Raw genomic sequence first — 25172 nt, 5'->3', positions numbered from 1 at the left:
CCAATGATCCTTGCGCGAGCAGGACGGAGCACCGGTGAGCTGTCAACGCCGCGGCGGAGAAAAAGCGGCCTGCCTGTGACATTCGCTGGCAGGGGCGGGTTCGCCAGCAAATGCCGTAAACCAGTCTGCCGTTGCACGATCGTGCTGCAGTGCGGCTCCGAAATGTTGCGCATGAATCTGCCCCTCCAGCAAATGCCTGAGAGGCACCTCCATGCGCTTGCCGTTCGACGTATAAGGAATGGCAGGCGCATCAAAAATATCATCGGGCACGTGCCGCGGGCTCAGCCGTGCACTGATCCGTGCCGCGATAGCGGCGAGCAAATCGTCGTCCAGCACCCGTCCATCCGTCAGGGTCACGAACAGCATCAGTCGGTCGCGATATCGCCCCGCCTGCGGGAAGACGGCAATCGCATCCGTGATGGCCGGATCATCTTCCAAAGCGCGGTAGAATTCGCTGGTCCCCATACGAACCCCATGCCGGTTTATCGTGGCATCGGATCGACCAAGGATTTTGCATCCTCCGTCGGAGTGGATGATTATCATGTCGCCCTGTTGCCAGCGGCCGCCAAAATGCGACAGGTAACTGGCGGCGAGCCGGATGCCGCCCGGATCTTTCCAGAGGCATCGAGGAGCGTTGGGGAAGGGGGTGCTGATCACAAGCTCGCCAGCGCTGCCGCGAAGCGATCTGCCCTCCGGATCCACGGAGTCCACGTCCATGCCCAGCATCCTTGCCGTTGATTCACCGGCATGGATTGGCAGCAGGCGCACGCCGCCGGCGTAGCCGCCGCAAACTTCGGTCGAGCCGGCCTGCGAGAGGATCCGGCAATGCGGGGGCAAGACATCCGCAAGCCATTCATAGAGCGGGGCTTCGGCTACTGCACCCGAGAGAATGAGCGCTTCGAGCCTTTGAAGGTCATGCTGCGCGGCGGGATTATATGCCCGATCCTTCATTCGTCCGGCAAAGCCTGGGCTCACGCCCATTATGGTCGCGCCGGCGCGTTCGGCGATGGACCAGAGGCTGCCTAGATCCGGATGGAACGGACTACCGTCGTAAAGCACCACATGCGTTCCAAGGGCAAGGCTGGCGAGCACCGTGTTCCAGACGATCCAGCTCGGCGTGGCATAGAATAGCAGGACGGAGCCTTCCCTTGCCTCGAGATGGAAGGTGAGGTCCTTCATCGCGCCGAGAAGTGCACCGACATGCGTGTGAACGATCGCCTTTGGCGCACCGGACGTGCCGGATGTATAGACAACCCACAAGGGGTGGTCGCTGGGTACCGGCTCAAAGGTGAAGTCGTCATATGTCGGCTCCGGCGTCGCAGCAAGAGATGACCAACTCCGCAGCAGAGGTCCGTGATCGATCAGATTCTGGGCATCATCCTGCAAAAGGACCAGATGCTCCAGCGTTGGCAGACCCTTGACGAGGTCACGCACGCTCTCGCTGCGATCGTGCAGCCTGCCGGCATAATCATAGCGGGAGGTCGCGATGAGCAGCTTGGGCTCGATCTGCGCGAAGCGGTCCGTTGCGGCGCCGGCGCCGAATTCGGGGCTGCACGACGACCAGACCGCACCGACCGCCGCTGCGGCGATGAAACCGATCGCGGCTTCCACTACGTTGGGCAGATAGGCGGCGACGCAGTCACCGGGCCCGATCCCCATCGCGCGGAAGCCCGTCGCGACTCGTCGGACCGCTGTGCCCAGCTCTGACCATGTCCAGCGCGCGTAACTGCCATCTTCATGAAAGGCTGAGATCGCCACATGGTCAGCTAGACGCTTTTCGTGCCGCATCACCATGCGCGCGAAATTAAGCCTTGCCCCTGTAAACCATTGCGTATTCTGAAAGCCCGCGCCTTCCATCACGCTGTTGTAGGGGACATCAGCTTCAACAGCGAAATAGTGCCAGATTGCCTCCCAGAATTCGGCCTGGTCTGTAGTTGACCAGCGCCAGAGCTCCTCATATCCCTCGAACGAGAGGTTGCGGCTCTGCTTGAGCCAGGTCATGAACATGGTGAGCGTCGACTGCTGGCGATCGGCCGCCGTCGGCGTCCAGATGACCCGCCCGCGACCAGCGCCGGCCAACGCAGCCTCTGCGGCAACCGACCCGAGTTCGCTATCAGTATCTGTCGTGACCACGCATACTCTCCCATGCGAGGGGGTTCGTTCATCCCCCTTCGATCGATCACTCACCAACTGGTCCGCCGCCACATCAGGCTGGCTTGTGCAGCCTGCCGCCTCTTCGGTCGGCTTCAACGTCGCGCGCGGGTGGTCAATTGGACGCCAGCGTATGAAACGCCTTCTTCATATCCGCGGCGCGCGTGTCAATTCGATCCTCAAGATCCCGATTGGGAAACAGCCAGAAGCGTTCCGTTCCGATCGCATCGGCCACCAGGGTTGCGACCTCAGCGGGATCGATGCCGTTGCGCAGGACTTCCTCCATAGTCTCCATCCGGTCGCCTGTTGAAAGCTGAGCAGGCGCCCGAGCGGCGTTCGCCTCCAGCAGGGATGTCCTGACCGGCCCGGGCATCAGAACCGAAACTCCTATGCCGCTGCCGCTCAGTTCGTCGCGAAGGGCCTCGCACAATGCGACCACGCCGGCCTTCATCGCGGTATAAACGCCCGTCCGTGCCTTGACATTGAGCGTCGCCAGCGACGCGGTCGCCACCACATGGCCATTACGGCCCGACGCGAGGATTCTATGCAGGCCTTGCGTCAGGCCATGGAAGTTGCCGTCAAGATTAACTGAGCGCGACCATTCCCAGGCGGCCTGCGACGTTTGGCTTACGGGATCGGTGCTGCCCGCAACACCGGCATTGCTGAACAGAACGGCCAGGGGTCCGTGACGATCTTCCGCCTCATCCAGCGCGATATTCCAGCTTTCCGCATCGCGGACGTCGAGCAGCACCGCAGATGCGCCTTCGATCTGGGCAGCCACCCTTTCTGCTCCGACAAGATCGATATCGGCGACGGCGACCTTCAGCCCCCGTCGCCCGAATTCCATGGCGGTAGCCCGGCCGATGCCACTTGCTGCCCCGGATATGAAGGCCATTCGGCCGCGGAAGTCCATATCACTCATGGCGGTCGCCTTGCCAAACACTCTCCACTCACCGTTCTCCATAAATGAAAACTAGTGCCCTGCCGGATTCGAGCCCAGCCACATTCGGCCGGGAATTGCCCTTGAAAAGGTTCAAGCGACCGGAGCTGTCACAGGATATCAGCTTCCTTTGAATAGCTCGACATATTCGGCAGTCAACCAGAGACTTGGTAGAAAACTGTGTATCCAAGCCCTTAAATGTGCGGCACGAAGACTTTCAATGTTGAAGCAGCATGCTCTTGCATAAATTGCGGGACCATCACCGCCAAAGCTGCGTAACCAGCTGACTACTCTCGATCACTGCGAACTGTCAACATGGCGGTGTCGGCCCGATTCTTGCTGTTACACTCGTGTCGTCACGCTGCATGAATTTTTATGATGAGTTCATCAGAAGGATGAATGAGACAGACTTTGGCTTTTCGTCTAGCCAGAGCGAACAATCGGTTTGATGGAAGGGAGCGCTGCCAAGCCGCGGCGCTTGCACGCGCACCGGCTTAGGTGGGGCCAGGAACAATAATGGCAGATATTGCGAGAATTCAGCGAGTCCAGCGTTCCGAACTGGCGGTTCCGGCGACATCACCCCATTTTTTTCAAAAGGCAGCACAGGGACCCGCTGACTCCATCTTCCTCGATCTGGAGGATGCCGTCGCGCCGAACCGGCGGGAGGAAGGGCGCGCTAACGCGGTCAAGGCGCTGAACGATGTCGATTGGGGCACCAAGATCGTTTCCGTGCGGGTCAATGGCCTGGATACGCCTTGGGCGATCGCGGACATTATGGCCGTTGCGCGCTGTCCGCGGCTGGACATGATCCTGCTGCCCAAGGTGCAGACGAGCGAAGATGTTCGCTTCGTCGACCGGCTGCTCGGCTGCCTGGAACTCGAAACGCCGCGGGAGAGGCGAGTAGGGATCGAAATCCTGATGGAAACGACGCGCGGACTGGCGGAAGTGGAAGCGATCGCCGCATCGTCGCCGCGGCTGGAAGGCATCATTTTCGGCGTGGGAGATTATTCGATAGAACTTGAGAATTTCGACACGGTGTTCGGAGCGCCCAACCCGGAATATGCGGTTGGTGGCGCGGAAAACGACCAGTGGCACTTCGCGTTGGCGCGGATTGCCAATGCCTGTCGCGCCCACGGTCTGCGTCCCATCGATGGACCCTTCGCCAATTATGGCGATCCCGATGCCTATCGCGCCAGCGCGATCCGCGCGCGGGCACTGGGGTTCGAGGGCAAATGGGCGATCCACCCCTCGCAGGTGGCGATAGCGAATGAGATTTTCTCTCCGACGCCGGCCCAGATCGCCTGGGCGCGGCGCATCGCCGATCGCATGGCGGCGGCGGCATCGGATGGCCAGGGAGCTATCGGCATCGAAGGCGTTCTTATCGATCGCGCGCATGTCAAGCTGGCCGAAAAGATCCTTGCCCGAGCGACCCTGTTCCAGGGGGCCGTCGCTTGAGCGCCGGACCGCTCAGTGACATTCGCGTGCTGGACGTTGCGACCTTCATCGCGGCGCCGTTCTGCGGCACGCTGATGGCAGACTTCGGTGCCGAGGTGATCAAGATCGAGCAGCCGGGGGAGGGCGATTCCCTTCGTCGCTTCGGGACAGCCACCTCCTGCGGTGACACGCTCGTCTGGCTGAGCGAGGCGCGAAACCGCCAGTCCATGACGCTTGACCTGCGGAAGAAGGAAGGGGCGGACATCTTCCGCCAACTCGTCGAGAAATCCGATGTGGTGCTGGAGAATTTTCGGCCGGGAACGATGGAGAAATGGGGCCTCGGCTACGAGGATCTGGCGGCCATCAATCCGAAGCTGGTGATGTTGCGTGTGAGCGCCTATGGCCAGACCGGGCCGATGCGTGACAAGCCCGGCTTCGCGCGTATCGCACACGCGTTCAGCGGCCTGGCGTATCTTTCAGGAGAGCCTGGCCGCCCGCCGGTGGTTCCCGGCTCCACCTCGCTGGCGGATTACATGACCGGACTGTTCGGGGCCTTCGGCGTGATGGTTGCCCTGCGCGTGGCGGAGCAGACCGGACGCGGTCAGGTCGTCGACATCGGCCTCTATGAGAGCATCTTCCGCGTCCTGGATGAATTGGCGCCCGCTTTCGCATCGTCCGGCTACAAGCGCGAACGGATGGGGCCCGATACGGTCAATATCGTGCCCCACAGCCACTATGAAACGGCCGATGGCGCGTGGGTCGCGCTGGCCTGCTCGAACGATCGGATGTGGGAGCGGCTGACCAGGGCGATGGACCGGCCCGAGCTCGCGCAGGATCCGCGCTATGCCACGCTCGTCCAACGGGATCGCCATCGCGTAGAGGTCAACGCGATCGTGGCCGACTGGGTGAAGAGCCTGCCGACCACCGAAATTCTGGCGCGCTGCGAGGCGGCACAGGCGCCGGCGAGCAAGCTGCTCGACATCGCTGACATATTCGCCGATCCGCAATATGCCGCTCGCGAGAATCTGCTCAGGATTCAGGATCCGCGGGTCGGCGAACTCGTTATCCCCGCACCATTGCCCCGATTGTCCGCGACGCCCCCCCGTTTCAGCCATGCCGGTCCTGCGCTCGGCCAATCGACGGAGGCTGTGCTGGGTGAGTTGCTGGGTTTGAATCGGGACCGTATCGATCAACTGATGCGAGAACGCGTGGTGTGACGAGGGCATGGGCGAGGACGACACTTCGCGATCGCGAAGTCTGACGATAGCGTACAGCCGGCATGGCGTCGGAAGGCAATGATAAAGGAGGATGCATCTTGGACAATGAGGCATCAAACGCGACTTCAAACCTCGTGGTGTCGAAGCTTGTGGTTGCGAAGCTGCATGGCGAGGAGGATTTCAAGTCTGACGGGTTGCGACCTTTTGCGAAATATCGCGATCTGGGATTTGCAGAGGCGACCAACGGCATGTTGCATGCTCATGTGATCAAGCTCGTTCCTCCATGCACGGACGAGGTACGCAAACGTCACCGGCACATCACCCAGGTGCAGATGTTCTACATGCTCGAAGGCTGGATGAAACTGGAGTTCGAGGGCCATGGCGAGGTTTTGATGGAGCCGGGCGACTGTTGCCTGATGCCGTCGGGCATAGCGCACACCGTGCTTGATTACTCGCCCGATGCCCGCAACCTTGAGATCACCATTCCCAAGGAATACGACACGATCGATGCATGAGGCGATGACGGCCATGTCCAGGAAGGACCGCTACGCAGGCCGGTGTTGTATCAGACTTTTTCAGGAGGAGATTAGGCGTTGAGGATCTGCCGTTTTGACGACAACCGGCTCGGCCTTGTGCAGGGCGACAGCGTTTTGGATGTGACCGAGGCGCTGCAAATCCTTCCGGAATGCCGTTACCCGCTGCCGATGGCTGATCTGCTCTACAGCAATCTTGATGCTGTTCTTGCCCGCGTGACCGAACTTGCGCCCTCCGCGCCGCGCCGCGGGCTCAAGGAGATCAAGCTGCTGAGCCCTGTCGCCAATCCGTCCAAGATCATCGGCGCGCCGGTCAACTATAATGATCATCTCGCCGAGTCGCGCGCCGATCCCAACCTGTCGCAGGGCAACGTCATCAAGCCCATCGGTGATTGGGGTCTGTTCTTCAAAGCGAACAGTTCGCTGGTCGGTGCCGGAGACGGCGTGAAGTTACGCTTCCCGGATCGCCGCACTGACCATGAGGCGGAGCTGGTCGTCATCATCGGCAAGACCGGAACCAACATTCCGGCTGAAGAAGCGATGTCTTACGTCGCGGGATATTGCGTGGGCCTCGACATGACAGTGCGGGGCGTCCAGCAGAAGACATTCCGTGCCTCTGTGGACAGCTATGCAGTCCTGGGGCCGTGGTTTGTCACCGCCGATGAGATCGCTGAGCCGGGCAAGCTGGACTTCTGGCTCAAGATCAATGGCGAGACGCGGCAGGCTTCGAATACCAGCTATCTTATCTACGACGTCCCCAAGCTCATCGAGTTTGCCTCCAGCTATTACACGCTGTTGCCGGGGGACGTGATCTTCACCGGCACGCCGGCGGGCGTGGGGCCGGTGGCACCCGGAGACATCATCGACGTGCATATCGACCAGGTAGGGACTATGCGGGTCGCAGTTTCGGCTGCCTGATTGTGCGGCGGACTGGATCAGACGAAGCCACAAATGGGGAAGTGCGAGGTCTTTCCGAAGCTTGAGGCATTTGGCAGGCGCGCGCTCAGGCTGGTGGGGCGGGGCGGGCCGACTGTGCGCTCAACATGCTTTTCGTGAAGTCCGCGAAAGCGCGCGCCGCTTCGCGCAAAACAGTGCCGCGGGGAGTAATGATGCAGATCGTGCGGCTCAGCCGCGGGTCCACGATGGGGAGGATCTGGAGATTTTCTCGGTTCCCGCGTGGAATGGCACAGGCTGGCATGATGGCTACCCCAATACCTTCGACGGCCATCGCATATTGCGTCTGCACCTGGCTGACCTCGTAGCGTGTCCGCAGCTTGAGACCGCGCGCTGCCAATTCCGCATCCAATACTCCGCGCAGCGCCGTGGCACTGTCGAGCACAATGGCCGGAAGTTCTGCAAGTTCGGCCAGCGTGATGCTGGTCGCCGAACGGTTCTGGAAGGGCGGGGGGATGAACGCCATGATCTCTTCCTGCAGGAATGGTTCGAAGACGAAGTCGACTGCGCCTTCGACATTCAGGCCGATCCCCATTTCGATCTCCTTGCTGCGCAGTTTTTCGAGCAGGTCCTGCATCGAGCTTTCGCGGACGCTCATGGTGATGCCAGGGAACTCCTGCTCGAAGCTGTAGATAAGGTGCGGGAGCAATGAGGAGGATAGCGTCGGGATGCAGCCAAAAGAGACGAATCCCTTCCGCATCTTGAGTTCTTCTTTCAACGAGCGGAGCCCGAAGTTGAGGTCGGCGAGCGAACGACGCGCAAAGCGCAACAAACGCTCGCCCTCCATTGTCAACTCGACGCGCCGTGTGCTTCGATTGAACAGTCGGGCACCGATCTGGTCCTCCAGTTGACGGATCTGCATGCTGATCGCGGATTGTGTCCGCCCCATCTCTTCCGCCGCACGCCGAAAGCTCTCATGTTCGGCCACGCTGATGAAGGTCTGAAGAAAGTTGAGGTTGATATGCATATGGGGTCTCGCGGCTGGCGGCCGAGCGGTTTCATCGTCCGCATTTATGCATTGATCTGATAGATAAGCGCTTTCAAGTTGTATCTTCAAGGATTTCTTGAGAAAGTCGCAATGGTGGCGGAGCGCTGCGTACGCGTCGCTCCAGCAAGACAAATTGCATCGGATCAGGATGATGCGTGCCGTTCCTGCCGATCCGGCGAGAGTTCAGCACAACAGGCGATTGCCTCCCTGCCCTGTTAAATATTTTGGGGCACTGTCATGTCCCGCGGACGGGACCATCCGCCGTCGCTCCCAAATAGTTTCGCTCAGTCGGGTCGCGAATCGAGAAAGGCCCGCGCCTTTGCCACGAAACCATCCGGGGAGGAGAGGGGAGGGAAATGGCCGGCTGCTTCGACGACGTCGAACGATGCGTTCGGAAGCGCGCGTGTCGTGGCCTCGACCACGGCGGGATCCCACATGAAATCCTGATCCCCCGCCAGACACAGGCAGGGGCATGCGATGCTGGCCAGGCGCGGACCGCCCTGCCAATCGAGCAGCGCTTCGGTCAGCGCTGCATAGGCATCGGGGTCATTTGCCAGGAAGTCGCCTTCATATTCCGATCGGGCAAACGCGAACGGCAGCGCTATTCCTTCGGGAAATGACAGTTCGGCGCTCGTGCGGGAGGCAACACGCATGCCACCCGCGCGAATGTCGCTGGCGCGCTGTCCGGCATAGAGGCGGGTCTTTTCAGGGATGTCGGGCGATACCGAGCAGAGCAACAGTGAGCGCACCAGCGCCGGCGCCTGAAGGGCGACCTCAAGCGCCACGATCGATCCCATCGCGCATCCCATGATGTCGATGCTGTCGATACCCTGCCGGGTGAGGAAGCGCTGCACGTCATTGGCTATGGCGGCCATGCTGTAGGGCTGGCACGGCTTTTCCGAACGTCCGGTTCCGCGGATGTCGAGGAGGAGGAGACGATGGTCCTGGGCCAGGGCGCCAACAACGTGACGCCAGGTTCGTGTGCTGCCGCCCAGTTCCGCCAGGCACAATATGGGACGGCCGACGCCATGCTCTTCATAATGCAGGCAGATATCGCCGAGATCTAAGTGAGGCATCCAGTCTCCATCAAGTCGTTCGATGGCCAAGGGCCGCCGAGCATGAAACGGCTGTACAGTTCGGGCGGCGTGCGAACGGCAAATGCCAACAGCCGTGACATGTCAGTTGCCGGACTTCAACATGTCCAGCGCGACGTCGACGATCATGTCCTCCTGCCCGCCGACCATCTTGCGGCGGCCGACCTCGGCCAGGATGGAACGGGTATCGAGGCCATAGTCGAGCGCGGCCTTTTCCGCATGACGAAGGAAGCTGGAATAGACGCCGGCATAGCCAAGGGTCAGCGTTTCGCGATCGACCCGCACAGGGCGGTCCTGCAGCGGCCTGACAAGATCTTCCGCTGCATCCATCAGCGCATAAAGGTCGCACCCATGATTCCATCCGTAGCGATCGGCAGCGGCGATAAAAACCTCCAGCGGCGCGTTGCCGGCCCCAGCGCCCATGCCGGCGAGGCTCGCATCGACGCGTATTGCGCCATTCTGCACGGCGACGATCGAGTTGGCGACGCCCAGCGAGAGATTGTGGTGCGCGTGGACGCCGCGCTGGGTCTCCGGCTTCAGGACGCGATCATAGGCCTGCAGGCGAGCGGCATATTCGTCCATGTTCATCGCGCCGCCACTGTCGGTGACGTAGACGCAATGCGCGCCATAGGTTTCCATGAGCTTGGCCTGCGTCGCCAGCGCATCCGGCGTGGTCATGTGGCTCATCATCAGGAAGCCGGAGACGTCCATACCCAGAGCGCGGGCCGCCTCGATATGCTGCTTGGAAACGTCGGCTTCGGTGCAGTGCGTGGCGATGCGGACCGAGCGCACGCCCATCTCATAGGCATGTTTGAGGTCATGCACCGTTCCGATACCGGGCAGCAGCAGCGTGGTGAGCACTGAATGTTCCAGAACCTCGGCTACCGCGCCGATCCAGTCCCAATCGGTGAAGGCGCCGAAGCCATAGTTGAAGGAAGAGCCTTGCAGCCCGTCGCCATGCGCCACCTCAATGGCGTCGACTTTTGCTGCATCCAGTGCCTTGGCGATGGCGCGAACATGATCAAGACCATATTGATGGCGGATCGCATGCATCCCGTCACGCAGCGTCACATCCTGGATGTACAATTTGGTCTGATGGGGATCAAAGGTCATAGCGCCATCCTTTTGGCCATCTTCTCGGCGGTCTTCAGAGCTGCGGACGTCATGATGTCGAGATTGCCGGCATAGGCGGGCAGGTAGTGCGCGGCGCCTTCGACCTCCAGGAAGACCGAGACCTTGAGCCCGGTGAAGTCCGAGGTTCCCGTAGAGGCCATTTCGGGAATGTGCAGCGGACGATTGGAACCGATATGCTCGAACTGCACCGACTGCTTCAACCGATAACCTGGAACATAGCTTTGCACTTCGGCTACCATGTCGTCGATAGAGCGACGGATCGCATCCTGGTCCGCCTCATCGCACAGGCAATAGACGGTATCACGCATGATGAGTGGCGGTTCGGCCGGGTTCAGAATGATGATCGCCTTGCCGCGGGTAGCTCCGCCTACGGCGACGATGGCCTGGCTGGTCGTTTCGGTGAATTCATCGATATTGGCACGGGTTCCGGGGCCCGCGCTTTTTGAACTGATGGAAGCGACGATCTCGCCATAATGCACCTTGGCCACTCGATTGACCGCGGCCACGATGGGAATCGTCGCCTGGCCACCACAAGTGACCATGTTGACGTTCGCCGCGTCCAGATTGGCATCGCCGTTCACCGGCGGGATCGTGTATGGGCCAATGGCGGCCGGTGTCAGATCGATCATCCGCTTGCCCGCAGCCAGCACCGCCTGGCTGTGGCGCTGGTGCGCACCGGCGCTGGTGGCGTCGAACACGATCTGGATGTCCTTGAACTGGGACATGGCGAGCAGCCCGTCGAGACCCTCATATGTGGTCGGAACACCCAGCCGGTGCGCCCGCGCGAGCCCGTCCGACGCCGGATCGATGCCGACCATCGCCCCCATCTCCAGCGTATCCGACAGGCGCATTACCTTGATCATCAGATCGGTACCGATATTGCCCGATCCGATGATGGCAACCTTCACCCTGGCCATGAATCAAGCCTCTCCATATCTAAAACTGCATGTCCCGATGCCGCCCACCACGGCACGCACCTGATCGCCCGGATGGATGGCTACCATGGGTCCGAGTGCGCCCGCCAACAGCACGTCGCCAGCCTTCAGCGGCTCGCCGCGCTCCGCCAGCGTCCGCGCAAGCCATGCCGCTGCATTCAAAGGATGTCCAAGCGCCGCCGCGCCCGCGCCCAGGGATGCGATCGTCCCATTGATCTCCATCACCATCCCGGCAGACCACAGGTCCAGGCCGGGCAAGGGGTGCCCTTCTTCCGCCAAAACGAAAAAGGCGGAGGAGCCGTTGTCCGCCACGGTGTCGGCGAAGGTGATTTTCCAGTCGGCGATCCGGCTGTCCACGATCTCGATGGCGGCATGGACCGTCGCCACTGCCGCCGCCGCCTCTTCAGCCGTCGTTTGTGCGGAAGGCAGATCCGTACCCAGCACGAACGCGATCTCCGCTTCCGCCTTCGGCTGAAGGCAGGCGCCGGGGTGGAGCCGGCCGCCGTCGGCGATCCGCATATCATCGAACAGCACGCCAAAGTCGGGCTGATCGACGCCTAGCTGCATCTGAACGGCCTTGGCCGTCAACCCTGCCTTGCGCCCCACGATCCGGCGTCCCTGCGATTCCCAGTAGCGCGTGTTGATCGTCTGTACGGCATAGGCACCCGCCATATCGAGCGGGTCCAGGCCGTCGCGCAGCGGTGGCACAGCACCGGATCGATAAGCCTCGCGCAGGCGGCTGGCGAGTTCGTCGTGAGTAGTCGCAGTCATAGCATCTCCCGCAACTGATCGATGGTTTGAGCCTGAAACGCCACTTCCGTACGGATCGCGCCGGACGCGACAGCGCCTGCCATCGGGGTCGGTCCTTCAGCCACCCTGATGAACGGGAATCCCGATTTCCAGACCATCCAGCTCAGGCTGAACGATGATCTGGCAACTCAGGCGCGAATTGGGCTGACGTTCTGCCGCGAAATCGAGCAGCGCGTCCTCCTCCTCGGATGGGGCTGGCACGAGCCCGACCCAAGCTTCGCCCAGATATACGTGGCAGGTGGCGCAGGAGAGCTGACCGCCGCAATCGGCGTCAATCCCTGCAATTCCTGCCGTTACCGCCCCTTCCATGACAGAGATGCCATCGTCGATCGCGACGTCCGTTTCCTGCCCCGCCGGATCGACAAATCGTACCAGAACCATTTTATCTTCCTTTGCGCCCGCTTCCTCTCAGGCCGCGTGCTTATGCTCGCTTTCCAATATCCGCATGATCTGCTCACGCTGTTCGCGAGGCGTGCCAAGCAACTCGGCGTTGGCGCGCGCCCGCTTGTAGTAGAGGTGGTTCCGCATTTCCCAGGTGAAGCCGATGGCTCCGAACACTTGAATATTGCAGGCGGTGGCAGCGCGATACTGCTCGCTGGCATAGCTTTGTGCAATGGCTGCGGCCTTGCTGGCGTCGGCGGTACCCTCGCTTAACGCCCATGCGGCATATTGCACCCCGGCAGTGGCGCATTCGTTGCCGCCGGCGACTTCGGCCAGGTCATGCTTGATCGACTGGTAAGTGCCGATGGGGCGGCCGAAGGCGATACGCTCCTTTGCGTAGGCCACGGCGTCGTCAAGCACCTGTTCGGCACCTGCGGCGCTTTCCGCAGCGAGTATGAGGTAGAGCCGGTCGCGGATCCACGACCAGCTGTCGCCATCGGCCTGAGGCAGCCGCTCGGCCGGCACGTCCTTGAATGAAATGCGGCTCACATGGCGGGTGATATCGCGCCAGTCGAGGCGTTCCATCGCCAGGCCCTGGGCCTTGGCATCCACGATGAAGAAGCCGGGCGTGCCTTCGATGTCCGCCATGACCACGATCTTGTCTGCATCGGCTGCCTCGACGACGAACGACTTTTCCCCGCTGATCGTCCAGCCGTCCCCCGCCTTCGAAGCGGTGGCGCCATGTGACAGGCCGTTTACGTCGCCATTCGGGTCCGCGACTGCCAGCGCGAGTGAAAGCTCGCCTGCGGCCACCTGCGGCAGCAGAGTCTGCTTCTGCTCTTCGCTGCCGCAACGTTCGACAGCCCAGGCGCCCGCCAGTGTTCCGAAAAGAGCCGACGGCGCGAGGGTGCGGCCCGTTTCACCGACGATCATGACAAGGTCGATATAGGTCAGGCCCAATCCGCCATAAGCTTCCGGGATGACGATGCCGGTCCAGCCAAGCTTCCGGATTTCATCCCAGAGGCCATCACGCGCGACAGGCTGCTCATTTGCCTCTGGTTTGAGATAAGGGTCGAGCCTGACTTCCTTCGAGAGGAAGGCGCGCGCATTATCCCTGAGAGCGATATGCTCTTCGCTGAGGGTGAAATTCATTGGATAAGTTCCCCGGTCGAGGGCCGATGTCCTGGCGTTTGCAGGGGCGCGGACATCGGCGCGATGGATGTTTCAGGCCGCCAGTTGCGGCCGCCCGATTTCACTGAACGGCAATTTTGCCGACGGATCGATGTCGCGCGGCAGGCCAAGGATGCGCTCCGCGACCGTGTTCTTGAGGATTTCCGTCGTGCCGATACCGATCGTGCCAGCCGGTCCGAACCAGTAGCAATAGTCCCAGCTGTTGAACAAGCCATAGTCCTGCTTGGGCAGGGGCAGTTCATCTTCGTCGCGCAGCATCCCGGCTATACCCTCTGTCCGTTTGGCCAGATCCGAGAGGCGCTGGCCGTGAGGCGAGGCAATCATCTTGCCAAGGTTCGCCTCAAGGCCGGGCGGATTGCCGTTGATCCGGTTACTGAGGTTGCGATCGGCCAGCAGACGGAGCAGTTCGCCCTCGACATAGAGTTTCGCGGCTTCGTCCCGAACGAGCGGATCATTGATCTTGCCCGTCTCGATCAGGCCGGAAACAAGCTCCCGCGCGGTTGGACCAAAACCCCATACCGCGCCCGGTTTCACCATGCCCATCCGCTCGGTCTGCAACTGTTCGAGAACAATCCGCCAGCCTTGGCCTTCCTCGCCGAGCCGGTTGCTGACAGGCACCCGGACATCGGTCAGAAACACCTCGTTGAATTCAGGTGCATGACCGGACATGTCGAGAATCGGGCGTACCTCAACGCCCGGGTCCTTCATGTCGATGAGGAAGACAGTCAGGCCGCGATGCTTCGGCACCGTGGGGTCGGTCCTTGCGATAACAACGCCTACCTGCGAAATATGAGCATTCGAATTCCAGATTTTCTGGCCGTTGATGATGTAATGATCACCCTCCAGCCGTGCTGAAGTGCGCAGGCCGCCCAGGTCCGATCCACTGGACGGTTCTGAAAACAGCATGCACCAGATGTCGCGACAGGCAAGCGCTGGCGGTAGGAACTTCTGCTGCATCTCTTCGGTGCCGTATACCAACAGCGACTGGCCACATTGGTTCACGCCAATCGGATTGAGGGTATGAGGATGCGTGATCCCGGCGCGCTTGATCTCCTGTTCGATGATCAGCTGCGTTTCGGGATCCGCCGAGAGGCCCCATGGCGCCGGCCAGTGCGGAACGGTGTAGCCCTTCTGCGCCAGTTCCTCATAGGTTACGTTAGGGTGCGCTTCGAGCCACTTGCGCACCTCCAAGCGGCGCGGATCATCGTCGGCGGGAAGATTGAAGTCCATACTCACTCTCCATAGCAATGGCCGGCGCGATGCCCGGTGCCTTGTAATTCCATAATCCTGGCAATGTGCCATTCGTTTGCCCTGAACCAGTTCGCTCAGAATGAATGGCTACATATAAAGCGTATGTTCTATCTGTTCGAAGCTCGCCCTAGCTGTCAAGCTGAAACTGTGCGAGCTTTGGGGCTTGTGGAGTGGCGCGGTGAAATCGGTTGATCGGACTGGTCGTGCAGGCGGTTTGGAAATGCGCTACAATCAGCCATATTCGCATGGAGCGCTCGATGTGAGCGGACTGTTGATTCCCTACGGACGACTCCAGGAATTCAGCTCTGTTCACGTCCTGGGCCGAGTTCGTGGAAAAGTAGGACCATCGCCAACTTAAATATAGGCCATATGCTTTAATATGGATGCTGAGGCCAGCATGTCGAGCGGTTCATCGTCTTGCAGACTGCAAGGAATCGATTGTCCGGGAAATCTTGACGCGGTGGCGTTTGTCAGCGAACGGAAATCCGACAACCATTCTTGAGACAGCGGAGAAGCGGAACCCCTCGGCGCCTTGGGGATGTGCTCAGCGTCATCGGAAAACGCGGTACGATGGCGCCAACATTTCACAGACGCATGATTTATGCGCAGGATATAAGGTTCTCAGACCCCGCTTCGCGACCGCTTGCGGGGGCTCACGCCTGAGGCGGCCGTGCGCCGGCCGCGGCGGGCGCACGGCGTGCATTCTGGACGGTTCAGGGCCGCGATACGAGGAAGGCTTTGGTCGAGTTGAAAATCCAGGTTTCAACGAAGCCGATCTCGTCGGGCTGGTCGCGACCCAGTTCGTTCAAGGCGCCAACGAGGCAGAACCAGTTGAGGACTTCCTGCTGCCCGCTATCTTCGATTGCGGAGGCTGGATAGTCGCGCCAGGAGGCATAGTCACCGCTCGCCATCGGCTCGAAGAGGGAACGATCAGCTTCGATGTCCGGCCACAGATAGTGATTCTTCTTGGTCAGAAAGGCGTGCGACCAGCTCGACGATGCGATGATGGCGACCCGATATTTGGATTGCGACAGAATGCGCGCCGTCGCGGCTCCCAGATCGAACAACCTGGCCGGGGTGGGGGCCGGCGGATCGAGATCCGCTTCGGTAAGTTCCTTCGTGAAAGAGGGCAGGCCGCCCTTCTGGCAGATGACGTGTCGGCCATAGCAGTTGATGGAGACCGGCAGGATCGGGTAATTGAAGCCTTTGCGGTCATAGTCCAGATAGAAGATCGCGTTCGTGAATGCGTGGCCGAGCGGATGATGCAGCGGCTTGTACGAATAAGCGCTGTCAAAGCCGGCTGAAATCAGTTCGCTGACCAGATGCTTGCCTGCCTCGGTCACGCCGGGCAGCACGAACTCCTTGTCGACGGGCTCTCCCCAGATATTGTTCGGAAAGTTGTGAAAGCGGAATTCGGGGTGTGCATTCACGCAATAGGGCGGGACGACATCTTCGCGGAAATTCTCATATTGATCGTCGCCCCACAAAAGGACGAAATCCGGATTGAAGTCATCCAGAGCCTGTCGCGCTTTGCGGGTCCAGTCGACCATTTTCTCGCGATGGAGGGCCGCTGCTGCCTCGCCGTCGTCGTTGCCCCATTCCTCTTGCATGGCCGCTGGCCATCCGGCCGCGCTCTTGAGCGGCTCAGGCAGCTTTGGATTGGTCATCATTTGCTTGAGCAGTCCTGACATGTTCTTGTCGGGCCACAGCAGCATCGGATAGTGGCTGATGCCCAGCGCCAGAATTTCGGCCATGCGTCTTGTTCCTTCCATAGGTGTGTTCGGTTCAACTGGATAAGCGGATCACGCCTGAATCGCGGGGTGCGTCTTCCAGTTCTGGCCAAGGCCGGTCTCTGCTGGCCCAGCTTCATTGCGCTGGCAGGCGGGCGCCTGTCACCACCCTGGTGCCAAGAAGCTTGGAACGTCCGAGCGGCCCGGCATGTTCGCTCCCATATCCACTCCATGATCGTTTTTGCGGCAGGCATCGCGCAGGGCAATGTGCCTTATTTAGTCAAACGTTTTACATTGTCTAATGGAGAGCGATTTGCTTGCCAACACGATTCTGCATCGGGCCTGTGGGCGCGTCCACCAAAGGAGCGGGCAGAAGATCCGTCCTGCGGATTGCGGCCTTTGATGCAGCGGCATTCGCTCCAATTGGGGCGTGCAGACGCTGTCTCAGGCCGTCGGCAGGGCTGCCATCGCGAGGGTGCGCCGGGCGCCCTCCAGGTGCAACCGTTCAACCATCTGGCCATCAACCTGTATCGCGCCCTTCGCCTGATTTTCAGGGGCGTCGAACGCGGCGATAATATGCTGGGCCCGCGCAATTGCTGCATTGTCGGGCGTGAATGCCCGGTGACAGATGGCGATCTGGCGAGGATGTACCAGGGTCTTGCCGTCGAATCCGAACAGCACCGCCTGTCGCGCCTGGGCTTCAAAACCCGCTTCATCGTCGAGGTGATTATATACGCCATCGAGGATCGACAGGCCATGTGCGCGTGCCGCCGCGACGGCGAGGCCAAGCGCGCCTGTGAATGCCGTGCGCATCGTGTCGAGCGTAGCGCCGGTCTCTCTCGCGAGGTCGTTGGTGCCCATGACGAAGGCGCGCAGGCGCGTGGACTCGGCGGTAGCCGCTATGCTTTCGAGTCGGAACAGCGCCAGCGGTGTCTCGATCATCGCCCACAGGTCGACATCGTGGCCCTCGAGCAGTGTTGCATATCGAACAATGTCCTCGGCCGTGCTGACCTTGGGCACCAGGATAGCGTCAGCGCCGGCTGGTCCGATCGCGCGCAGGTCCGCCTCGCCCCATTCGGTCTGAAGGCCGTTCACGCGCACGATGAGCTCACGCCGCCCGAAGCCGCCTTCCGCAAGTGCAGCGACAGCCTGTTCGCGGGCAAGATGCTTGACATCTGCGGCGACGGCATCCTCAAGATCCAGGATGACCACGTCGCAATCGAGCGTGCGTGCCTTTGCGATGGCCTTGGCATTGGACGCGGGCAGATAAAGGGCGCTTCGACGAGCTATTATGGTCATGCAGACCTCCGTTACTGGGCTGTTTGATTGCGTCGCGCTATTGCAGCGGGTCGGATTCCTAAGGCGCGATTGCGGCGAGGCTCTTGATCAGGGCGGCGCGGGTATGCCGTGAGAAGCGCAGCGCTGAAGAGGACAACGCATGACCCTTTCGCGTAAGAATGCCCAGCGCACGGGTGAGTGGCGGAGAGCCGATCGGCAGGGCTTCAATGTCCCTGTCCAATCGATCGGGCAGTGCGAGCCGGGGGATTACCGCCGCCCCGACCTCGGCCCGCACCATGGCGACGGCCGTATGGATGTGGCGCACCTCCGTCCGCGATTGAAGCTGGAGCTGGTGCGACTGCATGGCCTGTTCCAGCTCCGATTGCAGCAGCACCGATCCTGACAATGTTATGAGCGGCAGCGTAGCCAGATGCATGAGGCTCATAGCTTCGCCAGTGGGCGCGCTCAGCTTGCGCGAGATGACGATGCACAGGGGCTCGGCGACGGCCGGGGCGAAGCTGATTCCTGAAGGCGTGGGCGATGGGCAGGGCGCAATGCCGATATCCACGCGCTGCTCCGATAGGGCTGTAACGACCTCCGGCGAGGTAAGCTCCTCGACATCGATCCGCAGGGTGGGGTCATACTGCCGGAACGAGGCGATGATCGCCGGCAGGCGGCTGCCGGATATCGAAGGTACGCAGCCGATCACCAGCCGTCCGTGCCGCATCGCGGAGATGCTGCGGACCGTCGACAAGCCGTCGGCAATCTCCGCGAAGCCGCTCTCCACGCGCTTCAACAAGGCTGCTCCAGCCTCCGTCAGGGCGACCTTTCGCGTTGTCCGTTCCAGAAGGCTGACCCCGAGCTGCCGTTCGAGTTCGCGCACCTGCATGCTGAGGGTCGCCTGGGATCGGCCGACTTCCGTCGTTGCGCGAGCGAACGAGCAATGCCGCCCCACGGCAAAAAAGGCACGCAAGAGATTGAGGTTCAAACGGGCCAGTTCCTGATCCATGCTTTGATCTTAGAGCGTCAACGGTTCGCTGGGAAGGCGATCAGCCGCCGGATATCGATGGATTCCTGATTCCCAGATTGTCGCGAAGCGTGATGCCTTGATGATCCTTGCGGAACAGGCCACGGCGTTGCAGTTCGGGTACCACGAGCCGGACGAAATCCTCATAGTTGCCGGGAGCATAGCCCGCCGCAAGCACGAAGCCATCACAGGCGGAACCGAACCACTCTTCCATCTGGTCGGCGACCTGCTTTGGCGATCCGACGAAGGTTGGGAACTCGGCGAGCGTGCCGCGCTGCGTAAAGCGCACGAAATCGGCCGGCGTGGGATTGGTGCGCCCGCTCAACCGGACGACGCGGTCGCGGAACGCCTGTATGCCGGATATTGCATCCATCTCCTCGCTCGTGAACGGCTCATCATAGCCCTTCGTCGAGAAATCGAAATTGAGCACCTCGGACAACAACACCAATCCGTCGATAGGCTTGGTGAGGCCGTCGATCAGCGCCTTCTTATCCTCCGCCTGCGCCTGCGTCTCGCCGACGATGGCGTAGACGGCGGGCGTGATCCTGACCGAATCCCTGCCGCGCCCGATCTGGTCCAGCAGATCCTTGAATTCGCCATAGGACCGGCGTCCCACCTCCAGGTTCGGATAGATGACGAAAACGAGCTCGCCCCACTTCGCCGCGAAGGCCCGGCCACGCCCACTCTGCCCTGCCTGGATCAGGACCGGCTCGCCCTGCGGCGAACGGGGGACCGTGAAGGGTCCTCGAGACTTGAACCATTCCCCGGCATGTTCCAGGCGGCGGACCTTGCCCGGATCAGCGAACAGGCCGCGCTCCTTGTCGATCACCAACGCATCGTCATCCCAACTGCGCCAGTGTCCCTGCACCACTTCCAGAAATTCCTCGGCGCGATCGTAGCGCAGATCGTGAGAGAGAGCTGCATCACGGCCGAAATTGGCTGCTTCTGAATCGTTGAGGGACGTAACGACGTTCCAGGCCGCCCTTCCGCCCGTCAGTTGATCGAGCGTGGCAAAGGTCCGCGCCACATGGATGGGCTCGTAATATGTCGTGGAATAGGTAACGCCGATCCCAAGATGGCGCGTTACATGACCCAGCGCGCTGGCGCACAGCATCGGATCGAGCTTCACCGCACGGATACCCTGCTCCACGGTCATGCGATAGTCGTCGCCGAAGACGTCCGGGATCGCGAGCCGGTCATCAAAGAAGGCGAGGTGGAATTTCCCTTCCTCCAGGGTGCGGCCGATGCGCTGATAATATTCTGGCTGCAGGAAGTCGGCCGCCGCCGCCGGATGCCTCCACGACGCGGGAAGATTCGAGCAGTTTTGCGCTTGAAGGAATGCGACAAGCGCCATCTGACGATCTTGGGCCATGAACACCTCTTTCCCTTGAAAATCTGCCGCATGCTCCATGGCCTCCGCCTTGGCCCATGCTCATTGCTGTGCACCGCTTGTCTCTGAACCGAGGGCGCCACGACGCTTCTGAAATCGATCGCCGTCTGACGGCGGCCATCTGACTTTCTGCCGAAAGGCATGGCTACGAAACTGCGAAGTACGGTTTGATTATTAGAAATATTCGATAAATGCACATCAGTGCGCGTTGTCGCGAGAAGTAGGCTGCGGCGGCGCCATGGCGATCAGATAAAACAATCGATCATCAAGAAAATTGAATATGAGTTTTCCCGTGACCGATGATGGAACATCGTCTTATATGCAATATATGAGGTCGGCGCGAGATCATGACATCTCAGATTAGATCGATCGTTCTAGGAGAATAGCTTCGTGTCATTGACTGAAGCCAGCCTGAAGCTGGAGAGCGATATGCCGGCCGCGGGCAGTGAGGAATCCCCCATGAAAGGAGCAGGGATCACTGTCGCCCTGCTGACGCTGCTTTATGCGGTTTCTTACGTCGATCGCAGCATCCTGGCGCTTTTGGCCTTGCCTGTATCCCAGTCGCTAGCCCTGGATGATCGGCAGTTGGCCCTCCTGCTGGGCGTTGGCTTTGCATTGTTCTACGCCGTGGGTGGCCTTGTTCTCGCGCATTTCGTTGATACGCGCAACCGACGCATCGTGGTGACTGCCGGAGTGGTCGTCTGGAGCCTCTCGACGATCCTGTCCGGCTTTGCGAACGGCTTTTGGATGATGTTGATCCTGCGCAGCGGCGTTGCCCTTGGCGAAGCGGTGCTGACGCCCGCGGCGATCTCGCTCATCGCAGATCTCTATCCCCGGCACAGAAGGGGCATGCCCGTGGCGATCTTTTCCTCCGTCGCCGGCGTCATGGCGATCGGTTCATATGCCGTGGGCGCGGCGGCGATGGATCTGGCGGCCCGGATGAGCGGCTATACGGGCCTTGATGCCTGGCGGATGACATTCATCTTCGTGGGCCTGCCTGGGCTGCTGCTTGCGGCGATATTCGTACTGATCGCCACAGTGCCGACGCGGCGCGAGGATCGGAACGTGCCGGTCGCCGATGCCGACATACGCGTTGTGTTCACCTATCTGCGCGCGCGTTTCGGCTTCTTCGGACCGCTGCTGTCGCTCACCGGCCTGAACAGCCTGTACAGTCTCGCGATCATCGCCTGGCTTCCCGCACTGCTGGCGCGTGAGCAGGGGCTGAGCCCATCCAGCGCCGGCTATCTGATCGGCCTCGTCGGCGTGCCAGCCGGCCTCGTCGGCAATTTCTTCTGGCAATGGATTGCCACCCGAAAGCAGTTGGCGGACCCGACGGGCGGCATCGTACGTACCTTCAGGCTTCCTGCCTTGGTCGCGGCGCCCGCCTTTGCCGCGGGGCTGATGATGGATTCGCTTGTACCGCTGCTTTGTGGCTTCGGGGTCGGGATGTTCTTCAGTACCGCCTTCTCGGTGGTTTCGCCGCTGAGCATCCAGCTTTTCGGTCCCCCGCAGATGCGTGGCCGTGTGAGCAGCATATACCTTCTGATCGTGGCTGTGCTCGGCTATGGGCTGGCGCCGCTCGCTGCGGTGGAACTCGGCGCGGCCGTGGCCGGGGAGGGGCATGGGTTGCGGGAGGGATTGGTGATCCTGTCGCTCCTGGTCTGGCCAGTCCTGATCTGGATGTCCTTCCGAGTCGCCGGCAAGACCCACCTCGTCCAGATCCAATGATCCGCGGCGCCAGCCGTTGCGCCGCACCTACGCTCGATCGGGTTCAATATGGCTAGTTCAAGGGAGACAGGCATGGCCAAGGTCGTTCGTATCCATGAGTTCGGCGGTCCCGCCGTACTGCATATCGAAGACATGGAGGTCGCGGCGCCGGGAGAGGGCGAGGTGCGAATCGCGGTGGAGGCGATTGGCATCAATCGCCTGGAAGCGACGATCAGGAGCGGGCAATCACCAATGAAGCCGCCGCTTCCCGCGATCCTCGGCACCGAAGCCGTCGGCCGCATCGCCGCCGTCGGCAAGGGTGTGACGGGCTGGCCAGTGGGAACGCGAGTAGCGACGCTTTCGGCCGCTTCAGGGACCTATGGGACCTATGCGAGTGAAATTCTCTACCCGGTGACCGGTCTGGTCAGGTTGCCCGATGTGCTGGATTCCGTTGACTGGGCGGCGAGCTGGGTTGCCTTCCTCACTGCGTGGGGCGGCCTTCGGGACAGCGGCGGGCTTAAGGCGGGGCAGACCGTCATAATCACTGCGGCATCGTCGGCAATCGGAGTTGCGGCCATGCAGATCGCGCGCAACCTGGGCGCCAATGTGATCGCAACGACGCGTACGGCGGCGAAGATCGACCAGCTAGCCAATTTTGGACCGCACCATATATTGGCCACCGAGGGCAACGACGTCGTCGGTGAGATCCGGCGGATCACGGGTGGTCGCGGCGCCGACCTGATCTTCGATCCGATCGCAGGCGCCTTCGCAGAACTGTTGATGGACAGCCTGGCGGAGGAGGGGACGCTGATATTGTACGGCGGTTTGTCGCGGGAGCCCACCACCTTTCCCCGGCCCCTCGCAATGCGTCGCTGCCTGACGATGCGCGGCTTCAACATGTATTCATTGCTGAGCGATCAGGATCGCGGGCCTGCGGCGATCGAAGCCTTGCGGGGCGGGATCGCCAGCGGCGCCTATCGCATGCCGGTCGCTTATCGCTTCCCACTGGAGAATATTGCTGACGCGCACCGCGCAGTGGAAAGGGATGCGCATGTCGGCAAGGTGGTCGTCACCGTGCAAGGCCCGGATGAATGGCCGAATGGATAAGCGCAAGCACCATGCTGCGCCGCTCGGATTCGCGTTCTTCATCTGTGAATGCCGGGCAGCGCAGGAGCAGCGATTCACCGCCGCCACCGACCGAAGGAAAGATCATCAAGGTGAATGGGAATAGTTCGGACAACGAGGCAGTTGCAAAGGCCGCCGATCCTGAGAGCGGACTACGGCCTGGCTCGGTGCGCCGCACCAGCTCACTGCAAAGTCTGTGGAGTCTGGGTAACGAGCAGATCGTGACAATTGTCGGCCGTGCGCGTGATGTCAAACAGCCGCCGGACCAGCAAGCTGCCAATGTTGCCGAAGATCATCTTGAGGCAAGGCTCGGCCTTGATGGCCGACTGGTTTCGCTTGGTGGCAGTCGCTGCCAGCTTCAACTGGGTGGCTTCGCTGGCCTGAAGCCCGGCGGAGAGATGCGAAAGGCGATGTCCAGCGTCTTGTCTGACGAGGCAATGAATGCGACCTGCCTCCATCGGCTCCTTGACGATCTTGCCGGGGCCGCGTTCATGGCTTTCGCCGCCTGGCACGGGTGGGAGGGCGGCCTGAATTCCCATGTCGAACGAACCGGCATGCCCTCTCCGGCGGACCGCGATGTGACGGATGTCTGCATCAGCTACGCTCCTGGTTCACCTTCGATCAGGGCCGACGGCCGCGGCAGAGAGGACATCGCCAGGCAGCCGGAAGGACCGCCGGCGGCTGCGTTCACAGATACACAGGCGTTTCACGCGCTGACGAAGCACGATGGTCCGGACGAATGGAGGCTCCGGCGCACCGATGTCTGGCGGGACGGCAATGCGCTCTTCGTCGATGCCTGGTTCCAGGACAGCTGCGCCATCTTCGGCAATCCAGACAAGCGGCGAATATTCCATGAATATGGTTTATTGGCCAAGGTTGATGCCGAAGCGCTCACACTGGAGTCGGTTGATGTCACGCCGCACGTCTTGCCCTATCTGACATGTGAGGCGGCTCCTGCCACGGCTGCAATGCTGCTCGGCCACCATGTTGCGGAATTGCGCAAACAGGTGCCGGCGCAGCTGCGTGGCCCATCGGGCTGCACACATCTCAATGACATGCTGAGGTCGCTGCTCGATGTCGTGTCGCTGGCGAGGCAGGTCCGAGGGAGGATTTCATGAAAATGGACTATCAGGATCAGCTTGTCGTCGTCACGGGAGGCGCTTCTGGTATCGGATTTGCGACAGTTCAGGAGTTTTCATCGCGCGGTGCAAGATGCGCGCTGATCGATCGGAACGGAGAGGCCGCAAGAGAAGCAGCCGGACGAATCTCAGCGCAGGGCGGATGTGCCAAGGCTTATATTCTGGACGTGGCCGATCGCGACGCATCGCGTGATGTCGCCGCAGCCGTCCGCCGGGAAATGGGTGACGCGTCGGCGCTTGTAAACAACGCTGGTGTGGCTGGTCTCGCGAGTTTTGGCAGTCCAGAGTCAGCGATCGAATGGGACCGATCAATTTCGGTCAACTTGACGGGATCTTACAACATGACCGTTGCATTTCTGGAAGCCCTGAAAAATACGAAGGGGGCGATCGTCAACATATCTTCGATCGCTGGCCTCGGCAGCGGTTTCAGCAATGCCGGCTACGGCAGTTCAAAAGGGGGCGTGAAAGCCTTCACCCAGGCCTTGTGCCGTGAGCTGTCGTCCTTTGGGATACGCACAAATGCCGTCGCGCCTGGTTACACCGAGACGCCTCTGGTCAGATCCGCGTCTGAGACACTTCAATCCTGGCTGGATACTCATTGCCCCATGAAGCGGCTAGGGCGACCGGAGGAAGTCGCAAAGGTTATTGCGTTTCTCTGCTCGAGCGATGCAAGCTTCGTCAATGGCGTCACTATTCCGGTCGATGGTGGCTACATGGTCGTGTAGGGTTTTGTCGGTCAACCCGGTGCTTCGTGCGTATTGAA

Annotated in this window: 22 protein-coding genes; 8 read left to right on the top strand and 14 right to left on the bottom strand. The window is 61.0% G+C overall.

The annotated features are described in order from the left end of the window. Positions 1-42 precede the first annotated feature (42 nt). Together ACN9MX_RS20435 and ACN9MX_RS20430 are read right to left on the bottom strand one after the other, a co-directional pair. Entirely contained in the window at positions 43-2133 is a 2091-nt protein-coding gene (locus ACN9MX_RS20435) for an acetoacetate--CoA ligase (RefSeq protein WP_363828663.1), read from the bottom strand. A gap of 133 nt (positions 2134-2266) precedes the next feature. After that, positions 2267-3073 (bottom strand): SDR family oxidoreductase, encoded by an 807-nt coding sequence (locus tag ACN9MX_RS20430; protein ID WP_363828660.1) that lies wholly within the window; start codon positions 3071-3073, stop codon positions 2267-2269. A gap of 534 nt (positions 3074-3607) precedes the next feature. Between ACN9MX_RS20430 and ACN9MX_RS20425 the strand changes: the two genes are divergently transcribed. The 4 genes from ACN9MX_RS20425 to ACN9MX_RS20410 all read left to right on the top strand — a co-directional run bounded on the left by ACN9MX_RS20425 (position 3608) and on the right by ACN9MX_RS20410 (position 7193). After that, positions 3608-4546, top strand: a complete 939-nt coding sequence (locus ACN9MX_RS20425) for an HpcH/HpaI aldolase/citrate lyase family protein (protein ID WP_426387703.1) — start codon at positions 3608-3610, stop codon at positions 4544-4546. Further along, the gene (locus ACN9MX_RS20420; RefSeq protein ID WP_363828654.1) at positions 4543-5742 is read left to right on the top strand and encodes a CaiB/BaiF CoA transferase family protein; all 1200 of its coding nucleotides are present in this window, start codon (positions 4543-4545) and stop codon (positions 5740-5742) included. The genes ACN9MX_RS20425 and ACN9MX_RS20420 overlap by 4 nt, the downstream gene beginning before the upstream one ends. Before the next feature lie 98 nt (positions 5743-5840). Beyond that, a complete protein-coding gene (locus ACN9MX_RS20415; RefSeq protein WP_133651214.1) occupies positions 5841-6257 on the top strand; it encodes a cupin domain-containing protein in 417 nt (138 codons plus the stop codon). A gap of 78 nt (positions 6258-6335) precedes the next feature. Continuing rightward, a complete protein-coding gene (locus tag ACN9MX_RS20410) occupies positions 6336-7193 on the top strand; it encodes a fumarylacetoacetate hydrolase family protein (protein ID WP_363828651.1) in 858 nt (285 codons plus the stop codon). Between the two features lie 85 nt (positions 7194-7278). On the opposite strand, the gene ACN9MX_RS20405 is transcribed toward ACN9MX_RS20410, so the two are convergent. The 12 genes from ACN9MX_RS20405 to ACN9MX_RS20350 all read right to left on the bottom strand — a co-directional run bounded on the left by ACN9MX_RS20405 (position 7279) and on the right by ACN9MX_RS20350 (position 20420). After that, entirely contained in the window at positions 7279-8196 is a 918-nt protein-coding gene (locus ACN9MX_RS20405) for a LysR family transcriptional regulator (protein ID WP_166666249.1), read from the bottom strand. A gap of 305 nt (positions 8197-8501) precedes the next feature. Beyond that, complete coding sequence (locus ACN9MX_RS20400) at positions 8502-9293, bottom strand: alpha/beta fold hydrolase (RefSeq protein ID WP_363828647.1); 792 nt, start codon at positions 9291-9293, stop codon at positions 8502-8504. Between the two features lie 102 nt (positions 9294-9395). Then, positions 9396-10424, bottom strand: coding sequence for a 4-hydroxy-2-oxovalerate aldolase (dmpG, locus tag ACN9MX_RS20395; protein ID WP_133651210.1), 1029 nt, complete (start codon positions 10422-10424; stop codon positions 9396-9398). After that, the gene (locus tag ACN9MX_RS20390) at positions 10421-11362 is read right to left on the bottom strand and encodes an acetaldehyde dehydrogenase (acetylating) (protein WP_363828644.1); all 942 of its coding nucleotides are present in this window, start codon (positions 11360-11362) and stop codon (positions 10421-10423) included. The genes dmpG and ACN9MX_RS20390 overlap by 4 nt, the downstream gene beginning before the upstream one ends. Positions 11363-11365: 3 nt before the next feature. Beyond that, entirely contained in the window at positions 11366-12151 is a 786-nt protein-coding gene (locus ACN9MX_RS20385) for a 2-keto-4-pentenoate hydratase (protein WP_363828641.1), read from the bottom strand. Positions 12152-12247: 96 nt separating this feature from the next. Then, a complete protein-coding gene (locus ACN9MX_RS20380; RefSeq protein ID WP_363736070.1) occupies positions 12248-12571 on the bottom strand; it encodes a 2Fe-2S iron-sulfur cluster-binding protein in 324 nt (107 codons plus the stop codon). Positions 12572-12598: 27 nt separating this feature from the next. Then, on the bottom strand, positions 12599-13723 hold the full coding sequence (locus ACN9MX_RS20375; protein WP_363828638.1) for an acyl-CoA dehydrogenase family protein: 1125 nt from the start codon (positions 13721-13723) through the stop codon (positions 12599-12601). A gap of 72 nt (positions 13724-13795) precedes the next feature. After that, entirely contained in the window at positions 13796-14992 is a 1197-nt protein-coding gene (locus tag ACN9MX_RS20370) for an acyl-CoA dehydrogenase family protein (RefSeq protein WP_363828636.1), read from the bottom strand. 734 nt (positions 14993-15726) lie between these two features. Then, a complete protein-coding gene (locus ACN9MX_RS20365) occupies positions 15727-16767 on the bottom strand; it encodes a hypothetical protein (protein ID WP_426387702.1) in 1041 nt (346 codons plus the stop codon). Positions 16768-17187: 420 nt separating this feature from the next. Further along, the gene (locus ACN9MX_RS20360; RefSeq protein ID WP_363828633.1) at positions 17188-18042 is read right to left on the bottom strand and encodes an HpcH/HpaI aldolase/citrate lyase family protein; all 855 of its coding nucleotides are present in this window, start codon (positions 18040-18042) and stop codon (positions 17188-17190) included. A 58-nt stretch (positions 18043-18100) separates the two neighbouring features. After that, complete coding sequence (locus ACN9MX_RS20355) at positions 18101-19030, bottom strand: LysR family transcriptional regulator (protein WP_363828631.1); 930 nt, start codon at positions 19028-19030, stop codon at positions 18101-18103. 40 nt (positions 19031-19070) lie between these two features. Continuing rightward, a complete protein-coding gene (locus tag ACN9MX_RS20350; protein WP_363828629.1) occupies positions 19071-20420 on the bottom strand; it encodes an LLM class flavin-dependent oxidoreductase in 1350 nt (449 codons plus the stop codon). A gap of 408 nt (positions 20421-20828) precedes the next feature. On the opposite strand from ACN9MX_RS20350, the gene ACN9MX_RS20345 reads away from it, so the two are divergent. The 4 genes from ACN9MX_RS20345 to ACN9MX_RS20330 all read left to right on the top strand — a co-directional run bounded on the left by ACN9MX_RS20345 (position 20829) and on the right by ACN9MX_RS20330 (position 25134). Continuing rightward, complete coding sequence (locus ACN9MX_RS20345; protein ID WP_363828626.1) at positions 20829-22166, top strand: MFS transporter; 1338 nt, start codon at positions 20829-20831, stop codon at positions 22164-22166. Between the two features lie 72 nt (positions 22167-22238). Beyond that, a complete protein-coding gene (locus ACN9MX_RS20340; protein ID WP_363828624.1) occupies positions 22239-23252 on the top strand; it encodes a zinc-dependent alcohol dehydrogenase family protein in 1014 nt (337 codons plus the stop codon). Next, positions 23237-24388, top strand: a complete 1152-nt coding sequence (locus ACN9MX_RS20335) for a DUF2889 domain-containing protein (RefSeq protein WP_363828621.1) — start codon at positions 23237-23239, stop codon at positions 24386-24388. Before ACN9MX_RS20340 ends, ACN9MX_RS20335 begins: the two co-directional genes overlap by 16 nt. Continuing rightward, a complete protein-coding gene (locus ACN9MX_RS20330) occupies positions 24385-25134 on the top strand; it encodes an SDR family NAD(P)-dependent oxidoreductase (protein WP_363828619.1) in 750 nt (249 codons plus the stop codon). The genes ACN9MX_RS20335 and ACN9MX_RS20330 overlap by 4 nt, the downstream gene beginning before the upstream one ends. Positions 25135-25172 lie beyond the last annotated feature (38 nt).

It is taken from the genome of Sphingobium sp. R-21 (genome assembly GCF_049913335.1).
In the GTDB taxonomy this organism is placed as follows: domain Bacteria; phylum Pseudomonadota; class Alphaproteobacteria; order Sphingomonadales; family Sphingomonadaceae; genus Sphingobium.
This window is presented reverse-complemented; position numbering and strand designations above follow the sequence as displayed.

Coding starts and splice junctions, on each gene's coding strand:
- ACN9MX_RS20430 (WP_363828660.1), bottom strand. CDS start 3,073: ATGAGTGATATGGACTTCCGCGGCCGAATGGCCTTCATATCCGGGGCA.
- ACN9MX_RS20425 (WP_426387703.1), top strand. CDS start 3,608: ATGGCAGATATTGCGAGAATTCAGCGAGTCCAGCGTTCCGAACTGGCG.
- ACN9MX_RS20405 (WP_166666249.1), bottom strand. CDS start 8,196: ATGCATATCAACCTCAACTTTCTTCAGACCTTCATCAGCGTGGCCGAA.
- ACN9MX_RS20400 (WP_363828647.1), bottom strand. CDS start 9,293: ATGCCTCACTTAGATCTCGGCGATATCTGCCTGCATTATGAAGAGCAT.
- dmpG (WP_133651210.1), bottom strand. CDS start 10,424: ATGACCTTTGATCCCCATCAGACCAAATTGTACATCCAGGATGTGACG.
- ACN9MX_RS20390 (WP_363828644.1), bottom strand. CDS start 11,362: ATGGCCAGGGTGAAGGTTGCCATCATCGGATCGGGCAATATCGGTACC.
- ACN9MX_RS20385 (WP_363828641.1), bottom strand. CDS start 12,151: ATGACTGCGACTACTCACGACGAACTCGCCAGCCGCCTGCGCGAGGCT.
- ACN9MX_RS20380 (WP_363736070.1), bottom strand. CDS start 12,571: ATGGTTCTGGTACGATTTGTCGATCCGGCGGGGCAGGAAACGGACGTC.
- ACN9MX_RS20375 (WP_363828638.1), bottom strand. CDS start 13,723: ATGAATTTCACCCTCAGCGAAGAGCATATCGCTCTCAGGGATAATGCG.
- ACN9MX_RS20370 (WP_363828636.1), bottom strand. CDS start 14,992: ATGGACTTCAATCTTCCCGCCGACGATGATCCGCGCCGCTTGGAGGTG.
- ACN9MX_RS20365 (WP_426387702.1), bottom strand. CDS start 16,767: ATGGCCGAAATTCTGGCGCTGGGCATCAGCCACTATCCGATGCTGCTG.
- ACN9MX_RS20360 (WP_363828633.1), bottom strand. CDS start 18,042: ATGACCATAATAGCTCGTCGAAGCGCCCTTTATCTGCCCGCGTCCAAT.
- ACN9MX_RS20355 (WP_363828631.1), bottom strand. CDS start 19,030: ATGGATCAGGAACTGGCCCGTTTGAACCTCAATCTCTTGCGTGCCTTT.
- ACN9MX_RS20350 (WP_363828629.1), bottom strand. CDS start 20,420: ATGGCCCAAGATCGTCAGATGGCGCTTGTCGCATTCCTTCAAGCGCAA.
- ACN9MX_RS20340 (WP_363828624.1), top strand. CDS start 22,239: ATGGCCAAGGTCGTTCGTATCCATGAGTTCGGCGGTCCCGCCGTACTG.
- ACN9MX_RS20335 (WP_363828621.1), top strand. CDS start 23,237: ATGGCCGAATGGATAAGCGCAAGCACCATGCTGCGCCGCTCGGATTCG.
- ACN9MX_RS20330 (WP_363828619.1), top strand. CDS start 24,385: ATGAAAATGGACTATCAGGATCAGCTTGTCGTCGTCACGGGAGGCGCT.